16 protein-coding genes and 2 pseudogenes are annotated in these 25,516 nt (G+C 66.7%); 7 read left to right on the plus strand and 11 right to left on the minus strand.

Annotation, left to right across the window (positions count from 1 at the left end; genetic code table 11):
* Nucleotides 1-29: 29 nt before the first annotated feature.
* Complete coding sequence (locus tag OKW39_RS20405) at nucleotides 30-308, plus strand: DUF2866 domain-containing protein (protein ID WP_429563372.1); 279 nt, start codon at nucleotides 30-32, stop codon at nucleotides 306-308.
* Nucleotides 309-378: 70 nt separating this feature from the next.
* On the opposite strand, the gene OKW39_RS20410 is transcribed toward OKW39_RS20405, so the two are convergent.
* Nucleotides 379-1,434, minus strand: a complete 1,056-nt coding sequence (locus tag OKW39_RS20410; RefSeq protein ID WP_090800614.1) for a CaiB/BaiF CoA transferase family protein — start codon at nucleotides 1,432-1,434, stop codon at nucleotides 379-381.
* A 108-nt stretch (nucleotides 1,435-1,542) separates the two neighbouring features.
* Nucleotides 1,543-3,499: pseudogene (locus OKW39_RS20415) on the minus strand (ATP-binding cassette domain-containing protein).
* A gap of 166 nt (nucleotides 3,500-3,665) precedes the next feature.
* Here OKW39_RS20415 and OKW39_RS20420 point away from each other — a divergent pair.
* On the plus strand, nucleotides 3,666-4,145 hold the full coding sequence (locus OKW39_RS20420; RefSeq protein ID WP_090800611.1) for a glutathione peroxidase: 480 nt from the start codon (nucleotides 3,666-3,668) through the stop codon (nucleotides 4,143-4,145).
* Nucleotides 4,146-4,155: 10 nt separating this feature from the next.
* Here the strand turns inward: OKW39_RS20420 and cls are convergent, their stop codons facing one another.
* The 6 genes from cls to dapC form a co-directional block, all read right to left on the minus strand.
* Nucleotides 4,156-5,643: a cardiolipin synthase gene (gene cls / locus OKW39_RS20425; protein WP_429360773.1), complete on the minus strand. Its 1,488-nt coding sequence runs from the start codon at nucleotides 5,641-5,643 to the stop codon at nucleotides 4,156-4,158.
* Nucleotides 5,644-5,844: 201 nt separating this feature from the next.
* Nucleotides 5,845-6,729 carry a 50S ribosomal protein L3 N(5)-glutamine methyltransferase gene (gene prmB, locus OKW39_RS20430; protein WP_429360775.1) on the minus strand — a complete coding sequence of 295 codons (885 nt, stop codon included), beginning with the start codon at nucleotides 6,727-6,729 and terminating at the stop codon, nucleotides 5,845-5,847.
* Nucleotides 6,730-6,743: 14 nt separating this feature from the next.
* Nucleotides 6,744-7,883, minus strand: coding sequence for a succinyl-diaminopimelate desuccinylase (dapE, locus tag OKW39_RS20435; RefSeq protein ID WP_090800606.1), 1,140 nt, complete (start codon nucleotides 7,881-7,883; stop codon nucleotides 6,744-6,746).
* A gap of 142 nt (nucleotides 7,884-8,025) precedes the next feature.
* Nucleotides 8,026-8,391, minus strand: coding sequence for an ArsC family reductase (locus OKW39_RS20440; RefSeq protein ID WP_429360776.1), 366 nt, complete (start codon nucleotides 8,389-8,391; stop codon nucleotides 8,026-8,028).
* Entirely contained in the window at nucleotides 8,391-9,218 is an 828-nt protein-coding gene (gene dapD / locus OKW39_RS20445) for a 2,3,4,5-tetrahydropyridine-2,6-dicarboxylate N-succinyltransferase (RefSeq protein WP_184066209.1), read from the minus strand. The genes OKW39_RS20440 and dapD overlap by 1 nt, the downstream gene beginning before the upstream one ends.
* Before the next feature lie 73 nt (nucleotides 9,219-9,291).
* Complete coding sequence (gene dapC, locus OKW39_RS20450; RefSeq protein ID WP_429563373.1) at nucleotides 9,292-10,512, minus strand: succinyldiaminopimelate transaminase; 1,221 nt, start codon at nucleotides 10,510-10,512, stop codon at nucleotides 9,292-9,294.
* A 304-nt stretch (nucleotides 10,513-10,816) separates the two neighbouring features.
* Here dapC and OKW39_RS20455 point away from each other — a divergent pair, with 304 nt between their 5' ends.
* From OKW39_RS20455 to def, 5 genes are all read left to right on the plus strand, one after another.
* A complete protein-coding gene (locus OKW39_RS20455) occupies nucleotides 10,817-11,878 on the plus strand; it encodes a DMT family transporter (protein WP_429334773.1) in 1,062 nt (353 codons plus the stop codon).
* Between the two features lie 184 nt (nucleotides 11,879-12,062).
* The gene (gene smc / locus OKW39_RS20460; RefSeq protein ID WP_429563374.1) at nucleotides 12,063-15,581 is read left to right on the plus strand and encodes a chromosome segregation protein SMC; all 3,519 of its coding nucleotides are present in this window, start codon (nucleotides 12,063-12,065) and stop codon (nucleotides 15,579-15,581) included.
* Nucleotides 15,582-15,694: 113 nt separating this feature from the next.
* Nucleotides 15,695-17,011 carry a cell division protein ZipA C-terminal FtsZ-binding domain-containing protein gene (locus OKW39_RS20465; protein ID WP_429563375.1) on the plus strand — a complete coding sequence of 439 codons (1,317 nt, stop codon included), beginning with the start codon at nucleotides 15,695-15,697 and terminating at the stop codon, nucleotides 17,009-17,011.
* Between the two features lie 166 nt (nucleotides 17,012-17,177).
* A complete protein-coding gene (ligA, locus tag OKW39_RS20470; RefSeq protein WP_429563376.1) occupies nucleotides 17,178-19,241 on the plus strand; it encodes an NAD-dependent DNA ligase LigA in 2,064 nt (687 codons plus the stop codon).
* Entirely contained in the window at nucleotides 19,241-19,774 is a 534-nt protein-coding gene (gene def / locus OKW39_RS20475; RefSeq protein WP_090800596.1) for a peptide deformylase, read from the plus strand. Before ligA ends, def begins: the two co-directional genes overlap by 1 nt.
* A 96-nt stretch (nucleotides 19,775-19,870) precedes the next feature.
* On the opposite strand, the gene OKW39_RS20480 is transcribed toward def, so the two are convergent.
* The 3 genes and pseudogenes from OKW39_RS20480 to map all read right to left on the minus strand — a co-directional run bounded on the left by OKW39_RS20480 (nucleotide 19,871) and on the right by map (nucleotide 25,364).
* Entirely contained in the window at nucleotides 19,871-21,937 is a 2,067-nt protein-coding gene (locus OKW39_RS20480; protein ID WP_429563377.1) for a pseudouridine synthase, read from the minus strand.
* Nucleotides 21,938-21,943: 6 nt separating this feature from the next.
* Nucleotides 21,944-24,523, minus strand: a complete 2,580-nt coding sequence (locus OKW39_RS20485) for a [protein-PII] uridylyltransferase (RefSeq protein WP_429334769.1) — start codon at nucleotides 24,521-24,523, stop codon at nucleotides 21,944-21,946.
* Nucleotides 24,524-24,552: 29 nt separating this feature from the next.
* Nucleotides 24,553-25,364 (minus strand): annotated as a pseudogene (gene map, locus OKW39_RS20490) (type I methionyl aminopeptidase).
* Nucleotides 25,365-25,516: the final 152 nt, after the last annotated feature.

Genomic DNA, 25,516 nt, shown 5'->3' on the forward strand with positions numbered 1-25,516 from the left:
CCGTCTGATGCTCGAAAAAGGATCGCGCCTTGAAACAGTCTCGTGAAACCGCTGCCCACCATAACATCCAGGTGCGCGGCTGCCGGGTCTCCGCCCCGATTCATCAGCCGTGGGGCGGCGCTTGCCGGATCGTCGAGTGGATCGACACCGCGGGCCAGATCTCGCGGCGGGTGGTGGCCGAAGACGTAACGGCCGCCGAAGTGCGTGCCACGATCAGCCGCCATGTGGGAGGCCGCAAGCACCTGCTGTACGACGACGAAAAGTCGCCTCGGCAAACGCTGCCGAGGCAGACGCCGACGCGGCGTTGACGGCGGCGGGTTTTTCGATTGACCGGGCCTTGATCTTCATTGCGCCCGCGTCGCGGCTTCGCCACGCGCATTAGGCCTCGTCGTCGTGTGAGTCGGCGGCGCTCGCGGCCACCGCCGCATACGCGTGCGGATTGAACAGCGGATGCTGCGCCGCTTCAGCGGGCGTCAGCACCGGCGACACGCAGCAATCGAGCGATTCCAGCGATTCCACCCATTCGCCGAGCGTGCGCGTCGCAATCAGATTGGCGACTTCCTGAATGAGTGCCACGGCATCGGGACCGCCGATCGCCTGACCCAGGCTCCAGTGACGCGTCGCCCATTCCGGCCGATCGAGCGCCATGCACAGCGTTTCCCAGAACTTCAATTCGAGCGCGCCGACCGCGAGCCAGCGTTCATCGCTGGTGCGGTAGAGGTTGTAGCAGGGCACGCCGCCGTTCAACAGACCACTGCCCGCGGCGGGCGCCGCACCTTCGTTGACGAGCGACACCTGCGCGACGAAGTTGTGCGCATAGCTCGTGTGCGTCATCGATACATCGACGAAGCGGCCCGCGCCGCCTCGCGCGACATGCCAGAGCGCCGCGAGAATTTGCGTGACCGCGCTCAATGCGCCGCCGAGCAGATCGGCGATCTGGAAGTTCGGCAGGATCGGCGCACCGTCGCGGTTCGCCAGTTGATCGAGCACGCCTGCATAGCCGATGTAATTCAGATCGTGGCCGGCATGGTCCGCGAACGGACCGCTCGCGCCATATCCGCTGATCGCGCAAAAGACGAGCCGCGGATTGGCTGCGCTGAGCGTCGCGTAGCCGAGGCCGAGCCGCTCCATCACGCCGGGCCGGAAGCTCTCGATCAGCACGTCGGCTTCAGCCGCGAGTGCGCGCAGCACCTGGCGTCCTGCTTCGGACTTGAGGTCGAGGCGCGTCTCGCGCTTGCCGCGATTGACCATCCGGTAAAACGCGCCGGGTCGGCCCGCGACACGATCGCTCGACGACTGCATCATCGTGCGAGTCGGGTCGCCCGCGCCGGGCGCCTCGATCTTCAGCACATCGGCGCCGAGCTCGGCGAGGCGCAGCGCGGCCACCGGACCCGGCAGCAGACGCGTGAGGTCGAGCACGCGCAGTCCTTGCAACGGCGGCGCATCGGCTGCCGATGCAGCTACGGATTCTGGGGCCGATAAGCCGGACGATGAATTCGCAAATGACAAGGCCAAGCTCCCGTGGATGCCGGCGCGGTGCCGCTAGCCGATCTGTTCGAGTTCCTCGTGCGTCTCGAGCCATTCGGCTTCGAGCGTGTCGAGGCGCGCGTTCACGTCTGCCTGACGGCGGATCGCCTCCGTCAGCTTGCTCTTCTGCTCCGGTTCGTAACTCGCGGGATCGGCGACGAATGTATCGAGCGTCGCTTTCTCCGCGTTGAGTGCGTCCATTTCCCTTTCGATCTTCGCGATGCGGCTTTGCAGCGGCTTCTTCAGATGCGCGAGCTTCTGCCGCGTTTCCGCTTCGAGGCGGCGCTGTTCCTTGCGATTGACGTTGCTGTCGCCACTTGCCGCGCCGTTGGACGCTGCGTCCGACGCACCGGAAGCATTGGCCTTCAGCGCGGCGCGCTGCTCGGCCGCATGCTGCAGCAGCCAGTCGCGGTAGTCGTCGAGATCGCCGTCGAATTCCTGCAGACGATGCTTCGCGACCAGCATGAACTGATCGGTCGTCGCGCGCAGCAGATGCCGGTCGTGCGAGACCAGGATCAGCGTGCCTTCGAATTGCGCGAGCGCCATCGTTAGCGCGTGGCGCGTTTCGAGGTCGAGGTGGTTGGTCGGCTCGTCGAGCAGCAGCAGGTTCGGCTTTTGCCAGATGATCAGCGCGAGCGCGAGGCGTGCCTTCTCGCCGCCCGAGAACGGCGCGATCTTCGCGGTCGCCATGTCGCCGGAAAAGTTGAAGCTGCCGAGGAAGTCGCGCAGCTCCTGCTCGCGCGTATCGGGCGCGAGACGCGCGAGGTGCTGCAACGGGGTGTCGTCCGGACGCAGCGTTTCGAGCTGATGCTGCGCGAAGTAGCCGATGCGCAGACCCTTGCCTTCGCGTACGTGGCCGCTCAACGGTTCGAGCGTGCCCGCGAGCGTCTTGATCAGCGTCGACTTGCCCTGGCCGTTCGCGCCGAGCAGGCCGATGCGCTGACCATTCTGGATCGACAGCATCACGCGCTCGACGATCGGAATCTCGCTGCCGTCTTCGGCATGGTAGCCGCAGCGCACGTCTTCCATCACCATCATCGGATTCGGCGCGGAGTCGGGAGTGCGGAACTCGAACGTGAACGGCGACCCGACGTGCGCGGGCGCGATCAGCTCCATCTTCTCGAGCGCTTTCACCCGGCTTTGCGCTTGACGCGCCTTGGTGGCCTGCGCCTTGAAGCGGTTGATGTAGCTCTGCAGATGCGCGACCGTGCGCTGCTGCTTTTCGTACGCGCTCTGTTGCAGCGCGATCTGCTGCGCGCGCAGCACTTCGAATTGCGAGTAGTTGCCGCCGTAGCGTTTGATCTGCTGGTTCTCGAGATGCAGCGTGACGTTGCAGACGGAATCGAGAAACTCGCGGTCGTGCGAGATCACGATCAGCGTGCCCGCATAGCGATTCAGCCAATCTTCCAGCCAGACGATCGCGTCGAGGTCGAGGTGGTTGGTCGGTTCGTCGAGCAGCAGCAGATCGGAGCGGCACATCAGCGCCTGCGCCAGATTCAGGCGCATGCGCCAGCCGCCCGAGAAGCTGCTGACCGGCTCGCGGGTCTGGTCGAGCGTGAAGCCGAGGCCGAGCAGCAACGCTTCGGCGCGAGCCGGCGCGGTGTAGCCGTCGGCGTCGGCGAACGCGGCGTGCGCTTCGGCTTTCTGCCGCGCCGTCGTGCGCCGCGGAGGCCGAAGCGATGCGCGCTTCGATGTCGCGCAGCGCGGCGTCGCCGTCTAGCGTGTAGGCGAGGGCGGTTTTGTCGACCGCGGGCGTTTCCTGCGCGACGTGCGCGATGCGCCAGGTCGGCGGGATCGAGAAATCGCCGCCGTCCGCGTGCAGCTCGCCGAGCAGCACGGCGAACAGCGTCGACTTGCCCGCGCCGTTCGCTCCGACGAGGCCGGCTTTTTCACCGGGGTTCAAGGTGAATGTGGTGTTGTCGAAAAGCGGCTTGGTGCCGCGCGCGAGGCTGAACTGATTGAAGCGGATCACGACGTGGCCGGCTGAAGAAAACCGCTATTTTAGACTGCCCGGCGCGTTGCCGGGCGCGCGGCGCCGATTGCCGGTCTGTCACTTCGCGCGCAGCGCTCATCGGCCATCCGGCCGACTGTATCGGCAGCGCTTTTGGCATAGACTGACGGCTTTCACGGGAGGGCACATGACATCGATCTTTTCGTTTTCGGCACGCACGCTCGGCGGCGAGGAAGCGAGTCTCGCGCAGTACGAAGGCAAAGTGATGCTGATCGTCAATACCGCGAGCGAATGCGGGTTCACGCCGCAATACGCGGGCTTGCAGAAACTGTATGACGCGTACGCGGCGCGCGGGCTCGCGGTGCTCGGTTTTCCGTGCAACCAGTTCGGCAAGCAGGAGCCGGGCGACGCCGCGCAGATCGGCAGCTTCTGCGAGAAGAACTACGGCGTGACGTTTCCGATGTTCGACAAGATCGACGTGAACGGCCCGAACGCGCACCCGCTGTTCCGCTATCTGACGATCGAGGCGCCGGGACTGCTCGGTCTCGAGGCGATCAAGTGGAATTTCACGAAGTTTCTGATCGGCCGCGACGGCAACGTCGTCAAGCGCTATGCGCCGCTGACCAAGCCCGAGGCGATCACCGGGGATATCGAAGCGCTGCTGTAAGCGGGCACGCCTACAGGATCGGCGAAAAGAGCCGCGCGACGTGCATCAGCATGCGTCGCAGCGCGCTCGACTTGCGGTACTCGTCGCCGTCGATTTCGCGCGACTCGGCAAAGTCGTCGAGCAGCATCGTCTCGACTTCGAGCGCGAAGCCGCGGTCGACGGTCAGCACCATGATCTCGAAGTTCAGGCGAAACGAGCGGTTGTCGAGATTGGCGCTGCCGATCGCGGCCGCGCTGCTGTCGATCAGCACGACCTTCTGATGCAGGAAGCCCGGCTGATAGCGGAAGATGCGAATGCCCGCGCGCAGCGAGTCGTACGCATAGAGCTTCGACGCCGCGAACACCACGAGGTGATCGCGCCGGCTCGGAATCAGGATGCGCACGTCGACGCCGCGCAGCGCAGCGAGGCGCAACGCAGCGAATACGGCTTCGTCGGGGACGAGGTAGGGCGTCGTGATCCAGATGCGTTCACGTGCCGCGTTGATTGCTTCAACGAAAAACAGCGAGCAGGTCTCCTGCTTGTCGGCCGGGCCGCTCGGCAGCACGAGGCAGTGCATGTTATTCGCGGCGCGCTCGTTGGCGCCGTGGTCGCCGGGCTGGTCGAAGGATGGGGTCACGGAATCCGCGGCCGGCGCGTCGAACTTGGGCAACTGCTGCGTGGCCCAGTACCAGTCCTCGATGAAGACGAACTGGATGCTTGCGACCGCCGGACCACGCACTTCGATGTGCGTATCGCGCCACGGCGACAGCGGCGGCTTCGCGCCCAGATATTCGACCCCGACGTTATGACCGCCGACAAACGCGCGCTCGCCGTCGACCGCCACGATCTTGCGGTGATTGCGGAAATTCAGTTGCAGACGGTTGACGAAGAGGCGGTTCGTGGCGAACGGCTGCATCTCGATGCCGGCGGCGCGCAGCGCCGCGACGTAGCGGTGCGGCAGATCGAAGCTGCCGATACTGTCGTACAGGAAGTAGACCCGCACGCCCTGTTTGGCTTTGGCGATCAGCGCGTCCTTCAGCATGTCGCCGAGCGCGTCGTCGCGCACGATGAAGAATTGCACGATCACATAGCGGCGCGCGTTCTCGATCGCCTCGAAGATCGCCTCGAAAGTCGCCGTGCCGTTGACCAGCGTGCGCACGGTATTGCCGGGCAGGAACGGCATGCCGCCGAGGCGCGTCAGCGACTGCACGAGCCGCGAGCCGAGCTGCTGCGTCGGCACCCCGGCCGACGACGCCTGCGTGTCCCACACCTGCGGATGCGCGCGCGTGCGCAGCAGCTCGTTCTCGACGCGGCGCGCGTCCGCGTAGCCGGCGAACTTGCTGCGGCCAAGGAACAGGTAGGGTATGAGCGTCAGATAAGGCATCGCGACCAGCGACACGGCCCACGCGATCGCCCCTTGCGAGGTGCGGGTATGGAGAATCGCGTGAGCGGCCGCGATGATGCCGAGAATGTGGGCAACAGCAACCAGCGTGCCGACGTGAAGCAGGTCGAATGACATAAGCTCGCGAACAGTTGGCGAAGCGCCGTGGTTCAGGAAACGGAGGCGGGCACGGGCTCGCTCCGTGGTCTGCGGCGAACGCGTCGGGCAACGGGCTCAGGCTGCAGTGGCGGGCAAGGCCACGCGCTGCCGCGGCGATTGCTCGTGACCCTGCCTGAGAAACGCGCTTGAAACGACGATCAAACGGTCAGCATGCCGGACTCAGACCGGCAAGTCGCTGGCCTGGATCAGAAACACGTTGTCGTCGCCGGCGCTGGTCGACAGCCACACGAGGTCGAGACCGCCGAACGCGGCCTCGACGTGCTCGCGTTCGTTGCCGATCTCGATGACGAGCACGCCGTCTTCGGTCAGCCAGTTGCGCGCGTCGGCAATGATCCGGCGCACGATGTCCATGCCGTCGGCGCCACCGGCGAGCGCCATCTCCGGCTCGTGCTTGTATTCGGCCGGCAGCTCCCGCATCGACGTGGCGTTCACGTACGGCGGATTGCTGATGATCACATCGTAGCGGCGCTCGGCGAGCGGCGCATACAGATCGCCTTCGAACAGCGCGATGCGCTCGTCGAGGTGGTAGTCCAGCACATTGCGCGTCGCGACTTCGAGCGCGGGCGCGGACAGATCGACCGCGTCGACGTCGGCGTTCGGGAACGCGTGCGCGGCGAGGATCGCGAGGCACCCGGAGCCGGTGCACAGTTCGAGCACCGCGCCGACCTGCTCGGGGTCCTCGACGTACGGCTGCAGGCCGTCCTGCAGCAGCTCGCCGATGAACGAGCGCGGCACGATCACGCGCTCGTCGACGTAAAAGCGATAGCCGTGCATCCACGCTTCCTGCGTGATGTACGCGGCCGGCACGCGTTCGGCGGCGCGTCGCTCGATCACTTTCAGCACCGCCTCGATTTCGGCCGTGGTCAGGCGCGCGTCGAGAAACGGTTCGAGCAGGTCGAGCGGCAAATGCAGCGTGTGCAGGATCAGATAGGCGGCTTCGTCGTAGGCATTGGCCGAGCCGTGGCCGAACGACAGTTTGGCCTCGCTAAAACGCGACACTGCATAACGCAGCAGGTCGCGGACGGTGCAAAAAGGAAGCGTCATCGCAAAGTTCCAGGTTACGCGATCAGTTGTTCGAGCACGCGGCGATACACGTTCTTCAGCGGCTCGATATGGGCGACTTCGATATGTTCGTCGATCTTGTGGATGCTCGCGTTCAGCGGACCGAACTCGATCACCTGCTTGCAGATGCGCGCGATGAAGCGGCCGTCCGACGTGCCGCCGGTGGTCGACAGTTCGGTGTCCACGCCGGTTTCGTCCTTGATCGCCTGCGCGAGCGCGCTCGACAGCTCGCCGCTCGGGGTGAGAAATGGCAGGCCGCTCACGGTCCATTGCAGTTCGTATTCGAGGCCGTGTTTGTCGAGAATCGCATGCACGCGCTTTTGCAGTCCTTCGACGGTGCTCGCGGTCGAGAAGCGGAAGTTGAACATCACGTCCGCGTGGCCGGGGATCACGTTGGTCGCGCCGGCGCCGCTGTGGAGGTTCGACACCTGCCAGGTGGTCGGCGGGAAATATTCGTTGCCTTCGTCCCAGCGCTCGGCGACGAGTTCGGCGAGCGCTGGCGCCAGCAGGTGCACCGGATTCTTCGCCAGATGCGGGTAGGCGATATGGCCCTGCACGCCCTTGACGATCAGCTTGCCCGACATAGAGCCGCGCCGGCCGTTCTTGACCATGTCGCCGAAACGCTCGCTCGAGGTCGGCTCGCCGACGATGCAGTAGTCCATGCGCTCACCGCGCTGCTGCAATGCTTCGACGACCTTGACGGTGCCGTCGGTGGCGGGGCCTTCCTCGTCGCTCGTGATCAGGAATGCGATCGAGCCGCGGTGCGCGGGGTGCGCGGCGACGAACTCCTCGCTCGCGACGACGAAGCCGGCGATCGACGCCTTCATGTCCGCCGCGCCGCGGCCGTACAGCTTGCCGTCGCGGTGGGTCGGCTCGAACGGCGCCGAGCGCCACTGTTCGAGCGGGCCGGTCGGTACCACGTCGGTGTGGCCGGCGAACGCGAGGAGCTTGCCTTGCGTGCCGTCGACGCCGCGTTTGACGGCCCACAGGTTGGTCACGCCGTTGGATTCGATCGTCTCGTGCTCGAAGCCGAGCGCGGCGAGGCGCTCGATCAGGAGACGTTGGCAATGCTGATCGTCGGGCGTGACGGACGCGCGCGCGATCAGTTGTTCGGTAAGGGCGAGGGTGCCGGACATGGATTCAGTACAAGCCACTTTTGAAATGAAAAAATGCCGGCTCGCGGTGAGGCACCGCAGCCGGCAACAGCCTTTGAACGACGCGGCGCGAGGCCGCGCGTTCGACTACCTCGTGCTCGAGCCTGGCGCTTCAGCGCCGCGCTCAGACAAACAGCGCCGCGTACTCGTCCGCCGAAAAGCCGAGCGACTTCACCCGCCCGTTCACGACCAGCACCGGCCGCTTGATCACCGACGGCTTGTGGATCATCAGCGCGATCGCGCCCGGCTGCGTTTCCGCGGCCGCCTTCATGTTGTCGGACAGAGCGCGCCACGTCGTGCCGCGGCGGTTCAGCAGCGCCTCGAGCTTGACGTCCTTGAGCCAGTCCTGCACGAGCGGCTCGGTCACGCCGGCCTTCTTGAAGTCGTGGAACTCGAACTCGACGCCGTGCTCTTCGAGCCACACACGGGCCTTCTTCACGGTGTCGCAGTTCGGAATGCCGTAGACGACGGTTTTGGTGCCGCGCGCCATCAATCGCCTCGCAGCAACTCGTTCAGGCCGACCTTCGCGCGCGTCTTCGCGTCGACCTTCTTGACGATGACCGCGCAGTACAGGCTGTGCGTGCCGTCCTTCGACGGCAGGTTGCCCGCCACCACTACCGATCCCGCCGGAATGCGGCCGTACGTGACCGCGCCGGTTTCGCGGTCGTAAATCCTGGTGCTCTGGCCGAGGTACACGCCCATCGAGATCACCGAGTTTTCCTCGACGATCACGCCTTCGACGACTTCCGAGCGCGCGCCGATGAAGCAGTTGTCTTCGATGATGACCGGGTTGGCCTGCAGCGGCTCCAGCACGCCGCCGATGCCGACGCCGCCCGACAGGTGCACGTTCTTGCCGATCTGTGCGCACGAGCCGACGGTGGCCCACGTGTCGACCATCGTGCCTTCGTCGACGTACGCGCCGATGTTGGTGTACGACGGCATCAGCACGACGTTCTTCGCGATGAACGAGCCGCGGCGCGCGATCGCGGGCGGCACCACGCGGAAGCCGCCGGCGGCGAAGTCTTCAGCGGTGTAGTTCGCGAACTTCGACGGCACCTTGTCGTAGAACTGGCTGTAGCCGCCGGCCGGCATCGGCGCGTTGTCTTCCAGACGGAACGACAGCAGCACGGCCTTCTTCAGCCACTGGTTGACGACCCAGTCGCCGTCCTTCTTTTCGGCGACGCGCAGCGCGCCCTTATCGAGTTGCTCGATCGCGTGGGCGACGGCTTCGCGCACTTCTGCCGGCGCGGCCTTCGGCGACAGTTCGGCGCGGTTGTCCCAGGCGGTATCGATGATGCTCTGAAGTTGTTGCGACATATGCGTGATTATCTGAAGGGTTGAAGTCTGAAGAAGGGGATGCCGTGTAGCTCGAGCGAGGCTCAGGCTGCACTCAGTTGACACTGAGCGAGCGGCAGAATTCGACGATCCGCTGCGCGCCCGCCGTGCATTCGTCGACGTCGGCGACGAGCGCGAGGCGCACGAAATTGCGGCCGGGGTTCACGCCGTGCGCGGTGCGCGCGAGGAACGAGCCCGGCAGAACCGTCACATTATAGTCGGCGTAGAGGCGCTGGGCGAACTCGGTGTCCGTGAGGCCGGTGCGCTCGACGTTGGCCCACAGGTAGAACGCGGCGTCGGGCAGCCGCACGTCGAGCACGTCGGCGAGCATCGGCGTGACGGTCGTGAACTTCCGCAGGTACTTCGCGCGGTTCTCGCGCACGTGTGTCTCGTCGCTCCATGCGACGACGCTCGCGCTCTGGAATACCGTCGAGAGCGCCGTGCCGTGGTACGTGCGGTACAGCAGGAACGCCTTGAGAATCGCGGCGTCGCCGGCGACGAAGCCCGAGCGCATGCCCGGCACGTTCGAGCGCTTCGACAGGCTCGACAGCATCACGAGGCGCTCGAAACCGCGTCCGAGCTTGTGCGCCGCTTCCAGTCCGCCGAGCGGCGGCTTCGACTCGTCGAAATAGATTTCCGAGTAGCACTCGTCCGACGCGATCACGAAGCCGTAGCGGTCCGATAGCGCGAACAGCTCGCGCCAGTCGTCGAGCGTGAGCACGGCGCCGGTCGGGTTGCCCGGCGAGCAGACGTACAGCAGTTGCGTGCGGGCCCAGACGTCGGCGGGCACCCCCGAGTAGTCGCACGCGAAGTTGCGCGCCGGGTCGCTGTTGACGAAGTACGGCTGCGCGCCGCCGAGCAGCGCCGCGCCTTCGTAGATTTGGTAGAACGGGTTCGGACAGAGTACGATCGCAGGCTCGCCGTCAGCATCGCGGCGCGGATTGAGCACCGTCTGCGCGAGCGCGAACAGCGCCTCGCGCGAGCCCGCCACCGGCAGCACCTCGGTCAGCGGATCGAGCGGCGGCAGGTCGTAGCGTTGCGCGATCCATTTCGCGATCGACTCGCGCAGCGGCGCCGAGCCGAGCGTGGCCGGGTACGCGGCGAGGGCGCCGAGCGAATCGATGACGGCGTCGCGGATCAGCGGCGGGGTTGGATGTTTCGGCTCGCCGATGCCGAAGCTGATGTGCGCAAGGCCGGCCGGCGGCGTGACGTCCTTGAAAAGCAGGCGCAGCTTTTCGAACGGATAGGGCTGAAGGGAGTCGAGTAGCGGATTCACGGACGAAATGGCCTGATCGGGATGGACGCGGACGAATGGCGGGACAACCGGGCACGCGCGCCGGCGGGCGGCGGCGAACGGACGATTATAGCGTGGCGCGCCCGCGGACCAGGCGGGAGCCTGGCGCGCGGCGCGGGAGCAATCCGCGAGGCGGCGCACCGGGGCGCCGCGGCGGGAACGGCGCGAAATCCGCCACGGTTCGCGTAAAAGAATACGCAGGAGCAGCAATGTACGCAGCAGTTCAGGAGACGGCCGGCCGGACCCTCATACGACCCGCCCACGACGCCCGTCGGAGTCCCGCCCCATGACCAACTGGCTTCGCAACGGCTGGCCGACGCTCGCGATCATGCTGGGCGCGTCGGTCTGGGGGATGGTCTGGTATCCGCTGCGGATGCTGGCCGCGCTCGGGGTGACCGGCACCGCCGCGAGCGCGCTCACGAGCGGCACCGGCTGCCTGTTCGTGCTGCTCGTGCGGAATGGCGCGCTGAAGACCGTGCGGTGGCACTGGCTGCTGCCGGCGCTCGCTCTCGCCGCGGGCGTCACGAATCTCGGCTTCGTGTGGGGCGCGATCCACGGTCAGGTGATGCGCGTGCTGCTGCTGTTCTATCTGACGCCCGCGTGGACCGCGCTGTTCGCGCATTTCATCCTGCACGAGCGGCTCACGTGGTCGGGCGCGGCGCTGGCCGCGCTGTCGCTCGCGGGCGCGATGACGATGCTATGGTCGCCGCGTCTCGGCATTCCGGTACCCGGCAATCCCGCCGAATGGGCCGGGCTCGCCGGCGGCATGGGCTTCGCGATGAGCAACGTGCTGATCCTGAAGACGAGCCGCGTGCTGCCGGACATGAAGCCCGAAATGCGCACCGCGGTGATCTTCGGCGGCGCGGCGCTGTTCGGCGCGCTCGCGTCGCTGTTCGAGCCGATGCCCGCGCCGCCCGTCGGCGCGCATCTGGGCACGGCGGCGCTGCTGGTGCTCGGTCTCGGTCTGCTGCTCGCGTCGAACAACATGCTCGTGCAATACGGGCTCGCGCGCGTGCGGGCCAATCGCGCGTCGATCATCATGCTGTTCGAACTCGTCGTGACGGCGCTGTCGGCGTGGCTGTTCGCCGGCGAAGTACCGGGCCCGCGCGAATGGGCCGGCGGCGCGTGCATCGTGCTCGCGTCGGCCTTGTCGAGCTGGGTGCATCGGACGAAATTGGCGCCGCCCGATCCCGCCATCGGGGACACGGAGGGGCCCGGCGGCGACGATGGACGCGGTGGTCAATGCGGTAGCAAACGCGGCGACCATCGCGGTGACGAACACGGCCCTGACGGCGACAGTGACGACCGCCGAAAGGGCGGTAAGAATCGTCCACGCGCGATGGTATGATTCCCCCTCATTAGCCGGCGCATGCGTACCTGTGCGTGCCTCAGATATGCATGAGCGCATGCAGCCGGCAACCAAATTGCGAAGGCTCGCGAGGTTGCGCGGGGCCGTCCCGCTACGGCGGTGAACGACTGGCGCAACCTCGCGAGCCACCTATCACTCTCTCTTTTCAAACAGCGAAATCGCCGTGCGGCTCACCTCGATCAAACTCGCTGGTTTCAAATCCTTCGTCGATCCCACGCATTTCCAGGTCCCAGGCCAGTTGGTTGGCGTGGTCGGTCCGAACGGGTGCGGCAAATCCAACATCATCGACGCCGTGCGCTGGGTGCTCGGCGAATCGCGCGCCTCTGAATTGCGCGGCGAGTCGATGCAGGACGTGATCTTCAACGGCTCGACCGCCCGCAAGCCCGGCAGCCGCGCGAGCGTCGAACTCGTGTTCGACAACGCGGACGGCCGCGCCGCCGGCCAGTGGGGCCAGTATGCGGAGATCGCCGTGAAGCGCGTGCTGACGCGCGACGGCACGTCGAGCTACTACATCAACAATCTGCCGGCGCGGCGCCGCGACATCCAGGACATCTTCCTCGGCACCGGCCTCGGGCCGCGTGCGTACGCGATCATCGGGCAGGGCATGATCGCGCGGCTGATCGAGGCGAAGCCCGAAGAGCTGCGCGTGTTCCTCGAAGAAGCCGCCGGCGTGTCGAAGTACAAGGAGCGCCGCCGCGAGACCGAAAACCGTCTGCACGACACGCGCGAGAACCTGACGCGCGTCGAGGACATCGTCCGCGAGCTCGGCACGAATCTCGAGAAGCTCGAGGGGCAGGCGGTCGTCGCGACCCGTTATCGCGAGCTGCAAAGCGACGGCGAGGAAAAGCAGCGTCTGCTGTGGTTGCTGCGCAAGAACGAGGCGGCCGGCGAGCAGCAGCGCCAGCAACGCGCGATCGAGCAGGCGCAGATCGACCTCGAGGCGCAAACCGCGAAGCTGCGCGAAGTCGAGGCGGAACTCGAAACGCTGCGCGTCGCGCACTATTCGGCGAGCGACGCGATGCAAGGCGCGCAGGGCGCGCTGTACGAGGCGAACGCGGAAGTGAGCCGGCTGGAAGCCGAGATCCGCTTCATCGTCGAATCGCGCAACCGCGTGCAGGCGCAGATCGCCGCGCTGACCGCGCAGCGCGGGCAGTGGCAATCGCAGGCCGACAAGGCGCAGGACGATATCGCCGACGCTGAAGAGCAACTGGCCGTCGCTGAAGAAAAAGCCGTGCTCGCCGAAGAGGACGCCGCCGCGAAGCACGATGCGCTGCCCGCCCTCGAAGCGCGCTGGCGCGACGCTCAGGCGGAGCTGAACACCGAGCGCGGCGGCATCGCGCAGATCGAGCAGGCGCTGAAGCTCGAAGCCGCGCATCAGCGCAATGCCGATCAGCAGTTGCAGCAGCTGCAGCAGCGCCATGAGCGGCTGAAATCGGAAGAGGGTGGCCTCGACGCGCCCGACGAGGCGCAACTCGAAGAATTGCGCATGCAGCTCGCCGAGCACGAGGAAATCCTTCACGACGCGCAGGGCCGCCTCGCCGACGCGCAGGAAACACTGCCGCGGCTTGACGGTGAACGCCGCGCCGCGCAGGAGCGCGTGCAGGCCGAAAGCGCGCAGATCCATCAGCTCGACGCGCGCCTTGCCGCGCTCAGGCAGTTGCAGGAAAACGTTCAGACCGAAGGCAAGATCCAGCCGTGGCTCGACAAGCACGAGCTGGGCAGCCTGCCGCGTTTGTGGAAGAAACTGCATGTCGAGGCCGGTTGGGAAACCGCGCTCGAAGCGGTGCTGCGCGAGCGCCTCGCCGCGCTCGAAGTGTCGAATCTCGACTGGGTCAAGGCGTTCGCAACCGACGCGCCACCGGCCAAGCTCGCGTTCTACGCGCCGCCCGCGGCTGGTCAGCCTGCCCCGGCGGCGGGCGCGCTGCGCTCGCTGCTGTCGCTCGTGCGCATCGAGGACGCGGGTATCCGCGCGGTGCTGACCGACTGGCTCGGCCTCGCGTTCGTCGCCGACGATCTGCAGCAGGCGCTTTCGATGCGCGCGCAGCTGCCCGAGGGCGGCGCGTTCGTCGTCAAGGCGGGGCACGTGGTCACGCGCGTCGGCGTACAGCTGTATGCGGCCGATTCCGAACAGGCCGGCATGCTCGCGCGTCAGCAGGAAATCGAAAACCTCGGCCGCCAGGTGCGCGCACAGGCATTGCTCGCCGACGAGGCGAAGGCCGCCGCGATCCGCGCCGAAGCCGCGCACACGCAAGCCGCGCAGGCGCTCGCCGAGCTGCGCCAGCAGGCCGAACGCGCGACGCAGCGGGTGCACGCGTTGCAGATGGACGTGCTGAGGCTCACCCAGGCACACGAACGCTACACGCAGCGCAGCACGCAGATTCGCGAGGAACTCGAAGAGATCGCCACGCAGATCGACGAGCAGCGGGCGCTGCGCGCCGAGTCGGAAGCGAACTTCGAGCGTCACGACGGCGAGCTCGCCGAACTGCAGGCGCGCTTCGAAGATCACCAGCTCGCGTTCGAAGCACTCGACGAAGAACTGACGACCGCCCGCGGCGAAGCACGCGAGCTCGACCGCGCCGCCACCGACGCGCGCTTCGCCGCGCGCAACATGGCGAACCGCATCGACGAATTGAAGCGCAGCATCCAGGTCGCGCACGAGCAGAGCGAGCGCGTCGCGGGCGCGCTCGAAGACGCGCGCGCCGAACTGGAAACGATCAACGAACAGACCGCGCACACCGGGCTGCAGGACGCGCTCGACATCCGCGCCGTGAAAGAAGAGGCGCTGCGCGCCGCGCGCGTCGAGCTCGACGACCTGACCGCGAAGCTGCGCTCGGCCGACGAAACGCGCCTCACCGCCGAGCGCGCCCTGCAGCCGCTGCGCGACCGCATCAACGAATTGCAGTTGAAGGAGCAGGCCGCGCGCATCAGCGGCGAGCAGTTCGTCGAGCAGCTGGCCGCGGCCGGTGTCGATGAAGCCGAACTGCAAGCCAAGCTGACGGCGGACATGAAGCCGTCGTACCTGCAGGGCGAAGTCACGCGCATCAACAACGCGATCACCGCGCTCGGGCCAGTCAACATGGCCGCGCTCGACGAGCTGAAGGCCGCGACCGAGCGTAAGAGCTTCCTCGATTCGCAGTCGGCCGACCTGACGAGCGCGATCGAAACGCTCGAAGACGCGATCCGCAAGATCGACGCCGAAACGCGCACGCTGCTGCAAAGCACGTTCGACGAAGTGAACCGCCATTTCGGCGAGCTGTTCCCGCGTCTCTTTGGCGGCGGCCAGGCGAAGCTGATCATGACCGGCGACGAAATTCTCGACGCCGGCGTGCAGGTGATGGCGCAACCGCCGGGCAAGAAGAATTCGACGATTCACCTGCTGTCGGGCGGCGAGAAAGCGCTGACCGCGACCGCGCTCGTGTTCGCGATGTTCCAGCTCAATCCCGCGCCGTTCTGTCTGCTCGACGAAGTGGACGCACCGCTCGACGACGCCAACACCGAGCGTTTCGCGAATCTGGTACGGGCGATGTCCGACAAAACCCAGTTCCTGTTCATTTCGCACAACAAGATCGCGATGGAGATGGCGCAGCAGCTGATCGGCGTGACGATGCAGGAGCAGGGCGTCTCGCGGATCGTCGCGGTCGACATGGAAACGGCGGCGGGTTTCGCCCAGAATATCGTTTGAGTTAACGCCTTCGCGGGCATCCGCATCCAGCGCAGCGGCCTCGATGAGCGCCGCGCGGTACGTGGAGCGGACGACAGGCCCGCGCGGATAGAAGAATTGCTGATGGAGCATGCATGGACGAGTTGACACTCGGTTTGATCGGCGCGGGTGCCGTGGTGGTGGGGGGCGTGGTCGTGTACAACGCGTGGCAGGGCGCGAAGATGCGCCGCAAGTTGCCGCGGCCGATGCCGGCCGACACCGCCGAGAGCTTTGCGCGGGACGAGCATGAGGAGCAGAGCCCGTTCATCGAGCCGGCCCGGCCGACCATGCGTCGCGAGCCGAGCGTGAGCGCCGAGGCGGCCGCGGACCCGACCGCGGCGCGCGTCGAGCCGACGTTCGGCGCGGGCGCCGCACCGCTCGATACACCGGCCGATATCCAGGCCGAGATGACGTCGCCGAACGGTTATCCAGCGGCGGACGCCGATACCGTGGGCGAAGGCGAACCTGCGGCGGCGCCGGGCGCGCACGCGAAGCGGCCCACGGCCGAAGCGCCCGCGGCCCAGCCCGCGTCCGCCGGGCACGAGCGGGTCGAACCGATCCTGCCGGCCGCCACGACGATTTCGTCGGCGCCGCCCGCGATCGTCGATCGACGCATCGACTGTATCGTGCCGATCCGGCTGAACGGCCCCGTGGCCGGCGACAAGGTGCTTCCGCTCGCGCAGCGCTTGCGTCGGGCGGGCAGCAAGCCCGTGCACATCGAAGGCAAACCCGAAGGCGGCGGCTCGTGGGAGCTGCTGCAGAACGGCACGCGCTATGAAGAGCTGCGCGCGGCCGCGCAGCTCGCGAACCGTAGCGGCGCGCTGAACGAGCTCGAATTTTCCGAGTTCGTGACCGGCGTACAGCAGTTCGCCGATGCGCTCGACGCGGCGCCGGAATTCCCCGACATGCTCGAAACCGTCGCGATGGCGCGCGAGCTCGACGGCTTTGCCGCCCAGTGCGACGCGCAGTTGTCGATCAACGTGCTGTCGGACGGCGCGCCGTGGTCGGCCAACTACGTGCAGGCGGTCGCATCGCAGGACGGTCTGCTGCTGTCGCGCGACGGCACCCGCTTCGTCAAGCTCGACTCGCGGCAAAGCCCGGTGTTCATGCTGCAGTTCGGCGACACCAACTTCCTGCGCGACGACCTCACGTACAAAGGCGGCGAGATGATCACGCTGGTGCTCGACGTGCCGGTCGCCGACGAAGACATCCTGCCGTTCCGGCTGATGTGCGATTACGCGAAGTCGCTGGCCGAGCGCATCGGCGGACGCGTGGTCGACGACGGTCGCCGGCCGCTGCCGGAAAGCGCGCTGCTCGCGATCGAAAAACAGTTGATGACGCTGTACGCGAAGCTCGAACAGGCGGGTATTCCGGCGGGTTCTCCGGCCACGCGGCGCCTGTTCAGCCAGTAAGCCTGTTGCAGCGTTCTACGCGTTTTGACGACGGCCGCACGATGTGCGGCCGTCGTCGTTTCCGGCTTGCGTCGCAGCGCGGGCCGCCCCGATTCAGCGATGTAAAGGGGCACGCTTCCTGCGATAATCCGATGTCCGACTTTCTTCTCGAGAAGCTTCCGACAGCATGGCCCGATCCTCCGTCCCTCCTTCCGCAACCAGCGCTCCGGCCGAGCGGGCCGTGTGGTTGCGCGCGGAACTCGAACGCGCGAACTACGCGTATTACGTGCTCGATCAACCGGACCTGCCGGACGCCGAGTACGACAAGCTGTTCAAGGAGCTGGAGCGCATCGAGGCCGAGCATCCCGATCTGATCGTGCCGGATTCGCCGACGCAGCGCGTCGGCGGCGAGGCCGCGAGCGGTTTCGAGCCGGTCGTGCACGATCTGCCGATGCTGTCGTTGAACAACGGTTTCGCCGACGAAGACATCGTCGCGTTCGACAAGCGCATCGGCGACGCGCTCGGCAACAACGCGAGCGAGCCGCCGGTTCCCGTCGACTACGCGGCCGAGCTGAAATTCGACGGCCTCGCGATCTCGCTGCGCTACGTCGACGGCGTGTTCGTGCAGGCCTCCACGCGCGGTGACGGCACAACCGGCGAGAACGTCACCGAAAACGTCCGCACGATCCGCTCGATTCCGTTGAAGCTGAAGGGTAAGCGCGTGCCGCGCGTGCTCGACGTGCGCGGCGAAGTGCTGATGTTCAAGCGCGATTTCGAGCGCCTGAACGAACGCCAGCGCACCGCCGAACAACGCGAATTCGCGAACCCGCGCAACGCGGCGGCGGGCAGCTTGCGGCAGCTCGATTCGAAGATCACCGCGCAGCGGCCGCTGTCGTTTTTCGCGTATGGCATCGGCGTGCTCGAAGGCATCGAGATGCCGGCCACCCATAGCGAACTGCTCGACTGGTACAAGGAGATGGGCTTGCCGGTCAATGGCGAGCGCGCGGTCGTGCAGGGCGCCGAAGGCCTGCTCGGCTTCTTCCACGCGGTCGGCGAGAAGCGCGACAGGCTCCCCTACGACATCGACGGCGTGGTCTACAAGGTCAACCGGCGCGACGAGCAGGATGCGCTCGGTTTCGTGTCGCGCGCGCCGCGCTTCGCGCTCGCGCACAAATTCCCCGCGCAGGAAGCGCTGACGAAGCTCGTCGCGATCGACGTGCAGGTCGGCCGCACCGGCGCGATCACGCCGGTCGCGCGGCTGGAACCGGTGTTCGTCGGCGGGGCGACGGTCACGAACGCGACCTTGCACAACGAGGATGAAGTGCGCCGCAAGGACATCCGCATCGGCGACACGGTGATCGTGCGGCGCGCCGGCGACGTGATTCCGGAGGTGGTCAGCGCGCTGCTCGAGCGTCGTCCGGCCGACGCGCGCGAGTTCGTGATGCCGACGCAGTGCCCGGTGTGCGGTTCGGCGATCGAGCGGCTGCCCGACGAGGCGATCGCGCGCTGCACGGGCGGGCTCTTCTGTCCGGCGCAGCGCAAGCAGGCGCTGTGGCACTTCGCGCAGCGGCGCGCGCTCGATATCGACGGCCTCGGCGAGAAGATCATCGATCAACTGGTCGAACAGAACCTGGTGCGCACGCCGGCCGATCTGTTCAATCTCGGCTTCACGACGCTCGCGGAACTCGACCGCTTCGCCGAAAAGTCCGCGCAGAACCTGCTCGACTCGCTCGACAAGGCCAGGCACACGTCGCTCGCGCGCTTTATCTACGCATTGGGGATTCGCCATGTCGGCGAATCGACCGCGAAGGATCTCGCGAAGCACTTCGGCTCGCTCGATCCGATCATGGATGCGTCGCTGGAGGAGCTGCTCGAAGTCAACGACGTGGGGCCGGTCGTCGCCGAATCGATCCACCAGTTCTTCGTCGAGGACCACAACCGCACGGTGATCGAACAGCTGCGCGCGCCGGGCAAGGTCACGTGGCCCGAGGGGCCGCCAGCGCCGAAGGCGCCGCAGGGCGTGCTGGCCGGGCAGACGGTCGTGCTGACCGGTACGCTGCCAAACCTGTCGCGCGAGGACGCGAAGGAAATGCTCGAGGCGGCCGGCGCGAAGGTGGCGGGGTCGGTATCGAAGAAAACCAGTTACGTGGTGGCGGGGGCCGACGCGGGCAGCAAACTTTCGAAGGCCGAGGAACTCGGCATCCCCGTACTCGACGAAGATGGTATGCGCAAGCTCCTGGAGGGGCACTGATGATTCACGACATTCTGAAGATGGGCGATCCGCGCCTGCTGCGAATCGCCGAGCCGGTCGATCACTTCGACACGCCCGAGCTGCACCGGCTCGTGGAAGACATGTTCGAGACCATGCACGCGGCGAACGGCGCGGGTCTCGCCGCGCCGCAGATCGGCGTCGATCTGCAGGTGGTGATCTTCGGCTTCGGTTCGAACGAGCGCTATCCGGACGCGCCGCCGGTGCCCGAAACGGTGCTGATCAACCCGACCGTCACGCCGGTCTCGCAGGACATGGAAGAAAGCTGGGAAGGTTGCCTGTCGGTGCCGGGGCTGCGCGGCGTGGTGAGCCGGTTTTCGATGATCCGTTATCACGGCTTCGACCAGTTCGGCAATCCGATCGACCGGGTCGCCGAGGGTTTTCACGCGCGGGTTGTGCAGCACGAATGCGATCATCTGATCGGCAAGCTGTATCCGATGCGGATTACCGATTTCTCGAAGTTCGGCTTTACGGAGGTCCTGTTCCCGGATCTCGATACGAATAGCGACGACTGACACGGCTGCCGCCAACAAAAAACCCACGCCAAAGTGCGTGGGTTTTTTGTTGTGCCGATGCGCCCGCTCTCAGCAAGGAGGCGCATTGGACGGACCTCAGAACGACTCGTCTTCCGACAGATAGCGCCACTGTCCCGGCGGCAGCGCGCCGAGCATCACCTGGCCCATGCGCACGCGCTTCAGGCCCACCACCTCGAGACCGACCAGTTCGCACATGCGGCGAATCTGACGCTTCTTGCCTTCGCGCAGCACGAAACGCAGCTGCTCGCCGTTCTGCCAGCTGACCTGCGCGGGCTTCAGCGCGACGTCGTCGAGCGACAGGCCGTGGCGCAGCAGCGCGAGTTTTTCGGCCGGGAAATGGCTTTCGACGTCGACCGTGTGATCGCCGTAGGCGACGCGCACCAGATACTCCTTGTCCACGTCCGAGTGACCGCCGATCAGTTGCTTCGCGATGCGGCCGTCCTGCGTCAGCACGAGCAGGCCCGTCGAATCGATGTCGAGACGCCCGGCCGGCGCGAGCTGGCGCAGATGCGACGCCGAGAAGGGGATCCCCGAACGGTCGCCTTCCCAGCGATTCTCCGGCGTGACGAGCGTGATGGCCGGCTGATAGCCGTCCTCCGCCTGGCCCGACACGAGCCCGACCGGCTTGTGAACGATCACGGTCACCTGGCTCGACTGAAAGGCTTCGGCGGCCGGGTCGATGTCGATGCGCTGATCCGGGAACACCTTCGTGCCGAGCGTATCGATGCGCTCGCCGTCGACCATGACCCAGCCTTTCTCGATCCATTCGTCGGCCTCGCGACGCGAGCACAGGCCGAGCTTGGACATCAGCTTCGACAGACGCAGCATGCCCGGCGCGTCTTCGCGATCGCGGCGGGGCGGGTGCGGGGTGTCGATGGTGGTGTCGACGGGGCGGGCGGTTGCTGATGCCGAGGCTCGCGGCTTGGCGGCGCGGGCTGGTCGGTCGTCGCCGAAGCGGCGGTTCGCGGCCGGCAACGTGTCGTCGAAGCCGCGCGCAGGGCGCTCGCGACGCTCGGTGCGTTCGCCGTAGCCGCCTTTCGCCGGCTTCGCGAAGCTGCGCTCGCCACGCTCGCTTTCGAAGCGGCGCGAGGTGCTGTCGCTGCGCGCGCCTCGATCGCCACTGCGACGCTCCTGCGGCTCACCGCGATCGCTACCGAAGCGCGGACGGTCGGCGGCCTCGCGCTCCCGGCGCACCGGACGATCGCCACGCGCGCCGCCTTCCGACGGCCTGCCTGTGCCTGGACGCGGACCGCTGAACGGACGGCGTTCGCCGGCGTCGCGGCCCGGTGCGCGCTCACCAAAACTGCGCGGTGCGCGCTCGCCGCGCTCCGCATTGCCCTCGAAACGACGGGGTGCGCGTTCTGCACGCTCGCCGAATTCGCGCCGAGGAGCGCGTTCGCCACGCTCAGCGCTGCCTTCGAAACGACGCGGCGCGCGTTCAGTCCGTTCGCCGAATTCGCGCCGAGGAGCGCGTTCGCCACGCTCAGCGCTGCCTTCGAAACGACGCGGCGCGCGTTCAGTCCGTTCGCCGAAATCGCGCCGAGGCCCGCGTTCACCACGCTCAGCGCTGCCTTCGAGACGACGCGGCGCGCGTTCAGTCCGTTCGCCGAATTCGCGTCGAGGCCCGCGTTCACCACGCTCAGCGCTGCCTTCGAAACGACGCGGCGCGCGTTCAGTCCGTTCGCCGAATTCGCGCCGAGGCGCCCGTTCACCACGCTCAGCGTTGCCTTCGAAACGACGCGGCGCGCGTTCAGTCCGTTCGCCGAATTCGCGCCGAGGCGCCCCTTCGCCACGCTCGGCGCCGCCCTCAAAACGACGCGGCGCGCGTTCTCCGCGCTCGCCTCGCTGAGCCGCACCTTCGAAGCGGCGCGGTGCGCCCGCGGCAGCCGCGCCCCGTTCGCGCACGCCCGACCCTTCGGCACGCGGCGCGCGTGCACCGGCGCCCGCCGGCTTCGCGCCGACAGGCCGCTTCGCGCCACCACCCGTCGATGCCGCGCCTTCACGCTTCGCGCCGGCCTCGGCCTCGAATGGCTTCGGCCGCGCTGGACGGGTCGGCTTACGCGCCGACGCGCTGCCGGGGCGGACAGGGGCGCGTTCGGACGCCGCCGGCCGCGGATGCTTCGCTGTTAATTTGATTCGCATGAAATCTCACATTGCGATCGCGCGCAGTAGTTCGGTCTCGACCTGAATTTGCAGGCGGTTGTCCGACAGGCTGTGTCCTTCGAGCAGAAACACGTCCTCGACGCGTTCGCCGAGCGTATTGATCCGCGCCGAGGCGACGCCGACCCGGTGCTCAGCCAGCACGCGCGCGATCGAATAAAGAAGGCCCGGCCGGTCGTTCGCCGACACGGACAGGATGTAGTATTGGCCGCGCTCATCGGCCCGCAGGTCGACGCGCGGCGTAATGGGGAAGGTGCGCGATAGCCGTGACAGCCGGCCTTTCGACGGTCCCGGCAGCAAGGTGCCGTGGCCCCCGAGGCGCGCGGTCAGCTCCTGCTCGACCAGATTGGCGATGTCGCGATAGTGCACGTCCTCTTCGGTGTGCGCGACGAGGAAGTTGTCGAGCGCGTAGCCGTGGCGCGTCGTGCTGACACGCGCATCGAGCACCGACAGGCCGTTGCGGTCGAAATACGCGCAGATGCCCGCGAACAGATCGGGCTGGTCCTTCACGTAGACGAGCACCTGCAGCGCCTCGCCGATCGGCGACGGCCGCGCGCGTACGAGCGGCGTCGGCGTTTCTACGTGGCGGTACAGCACGCGCGTCTGCCACGCGATGTCCGCCGCGTCGTGACGCAGGAAATAGCCGACGTCCAGCTTGTCCCACAGCGCCCGTTGCGCGCCTTCCGGCACGGTTTCGAGACGCAGCAGCGCGAGCGCCTCTTCCTTGCGCGACTTCAGCTCGGAATGCTCGTCCGGCTGGGCACCGCCAAGCACGGCGAGCGTGGTGCGGTAGAGGTCTTCGAGCAGCTTGCCTTTCCACGTGTTCCAGACCTTCGGGCTGGTGCCGCGGATGTCGGCGACGGTCAGCAGATAGAGCGCGGTCAGGCGGCGCTCGGTGCCGACCAGCTCGGCGAAGCGCTTGATCACTTCAGGGTCGCTCGTGTCCTGCTTCTGCGCGACCTGGCTCATCGTCAGATGCTGCTGCACGAGCCACACGACCAGCTCGCCATCCTCGCCTTCGATGCCGTGCTGGCGGCAGAAGCGCCGTGCGTCGGCCATGCCCAGCGTGGAATGATCGCCGCCGCGACCCTTCGCGATGTCATGAAACAGCGCGGCCACGTACAGCACCCACGGCCGGTCGAAGTTGACGATCAACTGGCTGCAGAACGGGTATTCGTGCGCATGCTCGGCGACCGCGAAGCGGCGCAGATTGCGCAGCACCATCAGGATGTGCTGATCGACCGTGAACACGTGGTACAGGTCGTGCTGCATCTGCCCGACGATGCGCCGGAAATTCAGCAGATAACGCCCGAGCACGCTCGTCTGGTTCATCAACCGGAACGCATGCGTGATACCGGCCGGCTGCTTCAGGATTTCCATGAAGAGCCGGCGATTTTCCGGATCGCGCCGCCAGTGCTGGTCCATCACGTCGCGGGCGTTGTAGATCGCGCGCAGCGTGCGCGCCGACAGTCCCTTCACGCCGGGGGTGCGCTGGTATAGCAGGAACGCCTCGAGGATCGCATTCGGCTCGCGCTGGAACACGTCGTCGGAGGCGATTTCGAGCATGCCCTGCTTTTCGACGAAGCGATCCGACAGCACGCGCGTGATGCCGCTCGTGCTCGGAAACAGCTGCGCCTCGATGTTCTGGATCAGGATCGTCGCGAGTTGCGTGACCGCTTTCGCGGCCCAGTAGTAGCGGCGCATCAGCTGCTCGCTCGCGCGCTTGGTCGCGGTCGGCTTGAGGCCGAAGCTTTCCGCGACCGGCGTCTGCAGGTCGAACACCAGGATGTCCTGGCGGCGCCCGGCGATCACGTGCAGCCGCGCACGCAGCGACTTCAGGAAGCCTTCGTTGTGGCGCAGCTCGCGCGCCTCGCGCTCGGTGATGAGTCCGCGTGCTTCGAGTTCGCGCCAGCTGCTGCCGAAGCCGGCCGCCTGTGTGATCCACAGGATCAGCTGCAGGTCGCGCAGCCCGCCCGGGCTTTCCTTGATGTTCGGCTCGAGCGCGTAGGGCGTGTCCTGAAACTTCGCGTGACGCTGGCGCATTTCGAGCACCTTCGCCTGGAAGAACGCCTTCGGGTCGAGCGCCGCACGGTAGCGCCGGGCAAAATCGTCGAACAGTGCGGTGCTGCCGGTGATGCGGCGCGCTTCCAGCAGCGAGGTACGCACCGTGACGTCGTTGGCCGCTTCCTCGATGCATTGCGACACGCTGCGCACGCTGCTGCCGAGTTCCAGCCCGAGATCCCACGCGAGACTGATGAAGCGCTCGATGCGCGCGTCCAGATGCTCGAGCCGCGCGTCGGGCAACAGCACCAGGATGTCGATGTCGGAGTGCGGCGCGAGTTCGCCGCGCCCATAGCCGCCAACCGCGACCAGCGCGAGGTCGTCGGGCAGCTCGCAGGTGTCCCAGGCGGCGCGCAGCGAATGGTCCGTGGCGCGCGCGAGGGCGGCCATCAACGCGTCGACGTTGGTGGCCGTTCGGAAGCGTTCCAGCAACTGGGCTTTGGCCACTTTGTAATCCGCCTTGAGCGACGAGGCATGGGAGGGGGCGACGGCTGGAACGCTACTCATTGGCAGGAAGGCGGTGTGGTCGGAATCGGTCAGGCCGTGGCCGCGACCACGGGCGGACGCGCCGGCGTGCCGGCCGACACGGTCAGCACGTCGTGGCCGGTCTCGGTGACGAGCACCGTGTGTTCCCACTGCGCGGACAGGCTGCGATCCTTGGTCTTGACGGTCCACTGGTCGGGCATCGTGCGGATGTCACGGCGGCCCGCGTTGATCATCGGCTCGATCGTGAAGATCATGCCGGCCTGCAGTTCGAACCCGGTGCCGGGGCGACCGTAGTGCAGGATCTGCGGATCTTCGTGGAATACGGTGCCGATGCCGTGTCCGCAATATTCGCGCACCACGCTGTAGCCGAGGCCTTCGGCGTGCTTCTGGATCGCATAGCCGATGTCGCCGAGATGCGCGCCGGGTCGCACCTGGTCGATGCCGAGCCACATGCATTCGAAAGTAGCTTGCACGAGGCGCTTTGCCATGATCGACCCTTCGCCGACGATGAACATGCGGCTCGTGTCGCCGAAATAGCCGTCCTTGATCACGGTGATGTCGATGTTCAGCGCGTCGCCGGTTTTGAGCGCCTTGTCGCCCGGTATGCCGTGGCAGATCACGTCGTTGACGGAAATGCAGGTGGCTTTCGGGTAGGGCGGGTAGCCGGGCGGGGCTGGTAATTCAGCGGCGCGGGGACCGTGCCCTGGTCCTTCAGCATGTATTCGTGACACAGACGGTCGAGCTCGCCAGTGGTGACGCCGGCCTTGACGAACGGCGTGATGTAGTCGAGCACTTCGCTCGCGAGCCGGCAGGCGACGCGCATCTTCGCGATATCGTCTTCGTTTTTGATGGTGATAGCCATGGTTTCCTCGGAAGCCTTGCTGGATAAGGCTTGCTGGGTGTTGCGGTGGCCGGGCGGAGGGGCGTCTGCCGGGCACGGAATGCCGGTCGATCCTTAACGCCCCCCGCGCGTGGCGGAATCGAGCCATTTTACAGCAGTGGGGGCCGGGTCGT

Origin of the sequence: Paraburkholderia sp. MM6662-R1, from assembly GCF_050436245.1 — a bacterium.
In the GTDB taxonomy this organism is placed as follows: domain Bacteria; phylum Pseudomonadota; class Gammaproteobacteria; order Burkholderiales; family Burkholderiaceae; genus Paraburkholderia; species Paraburkholderia tuberum.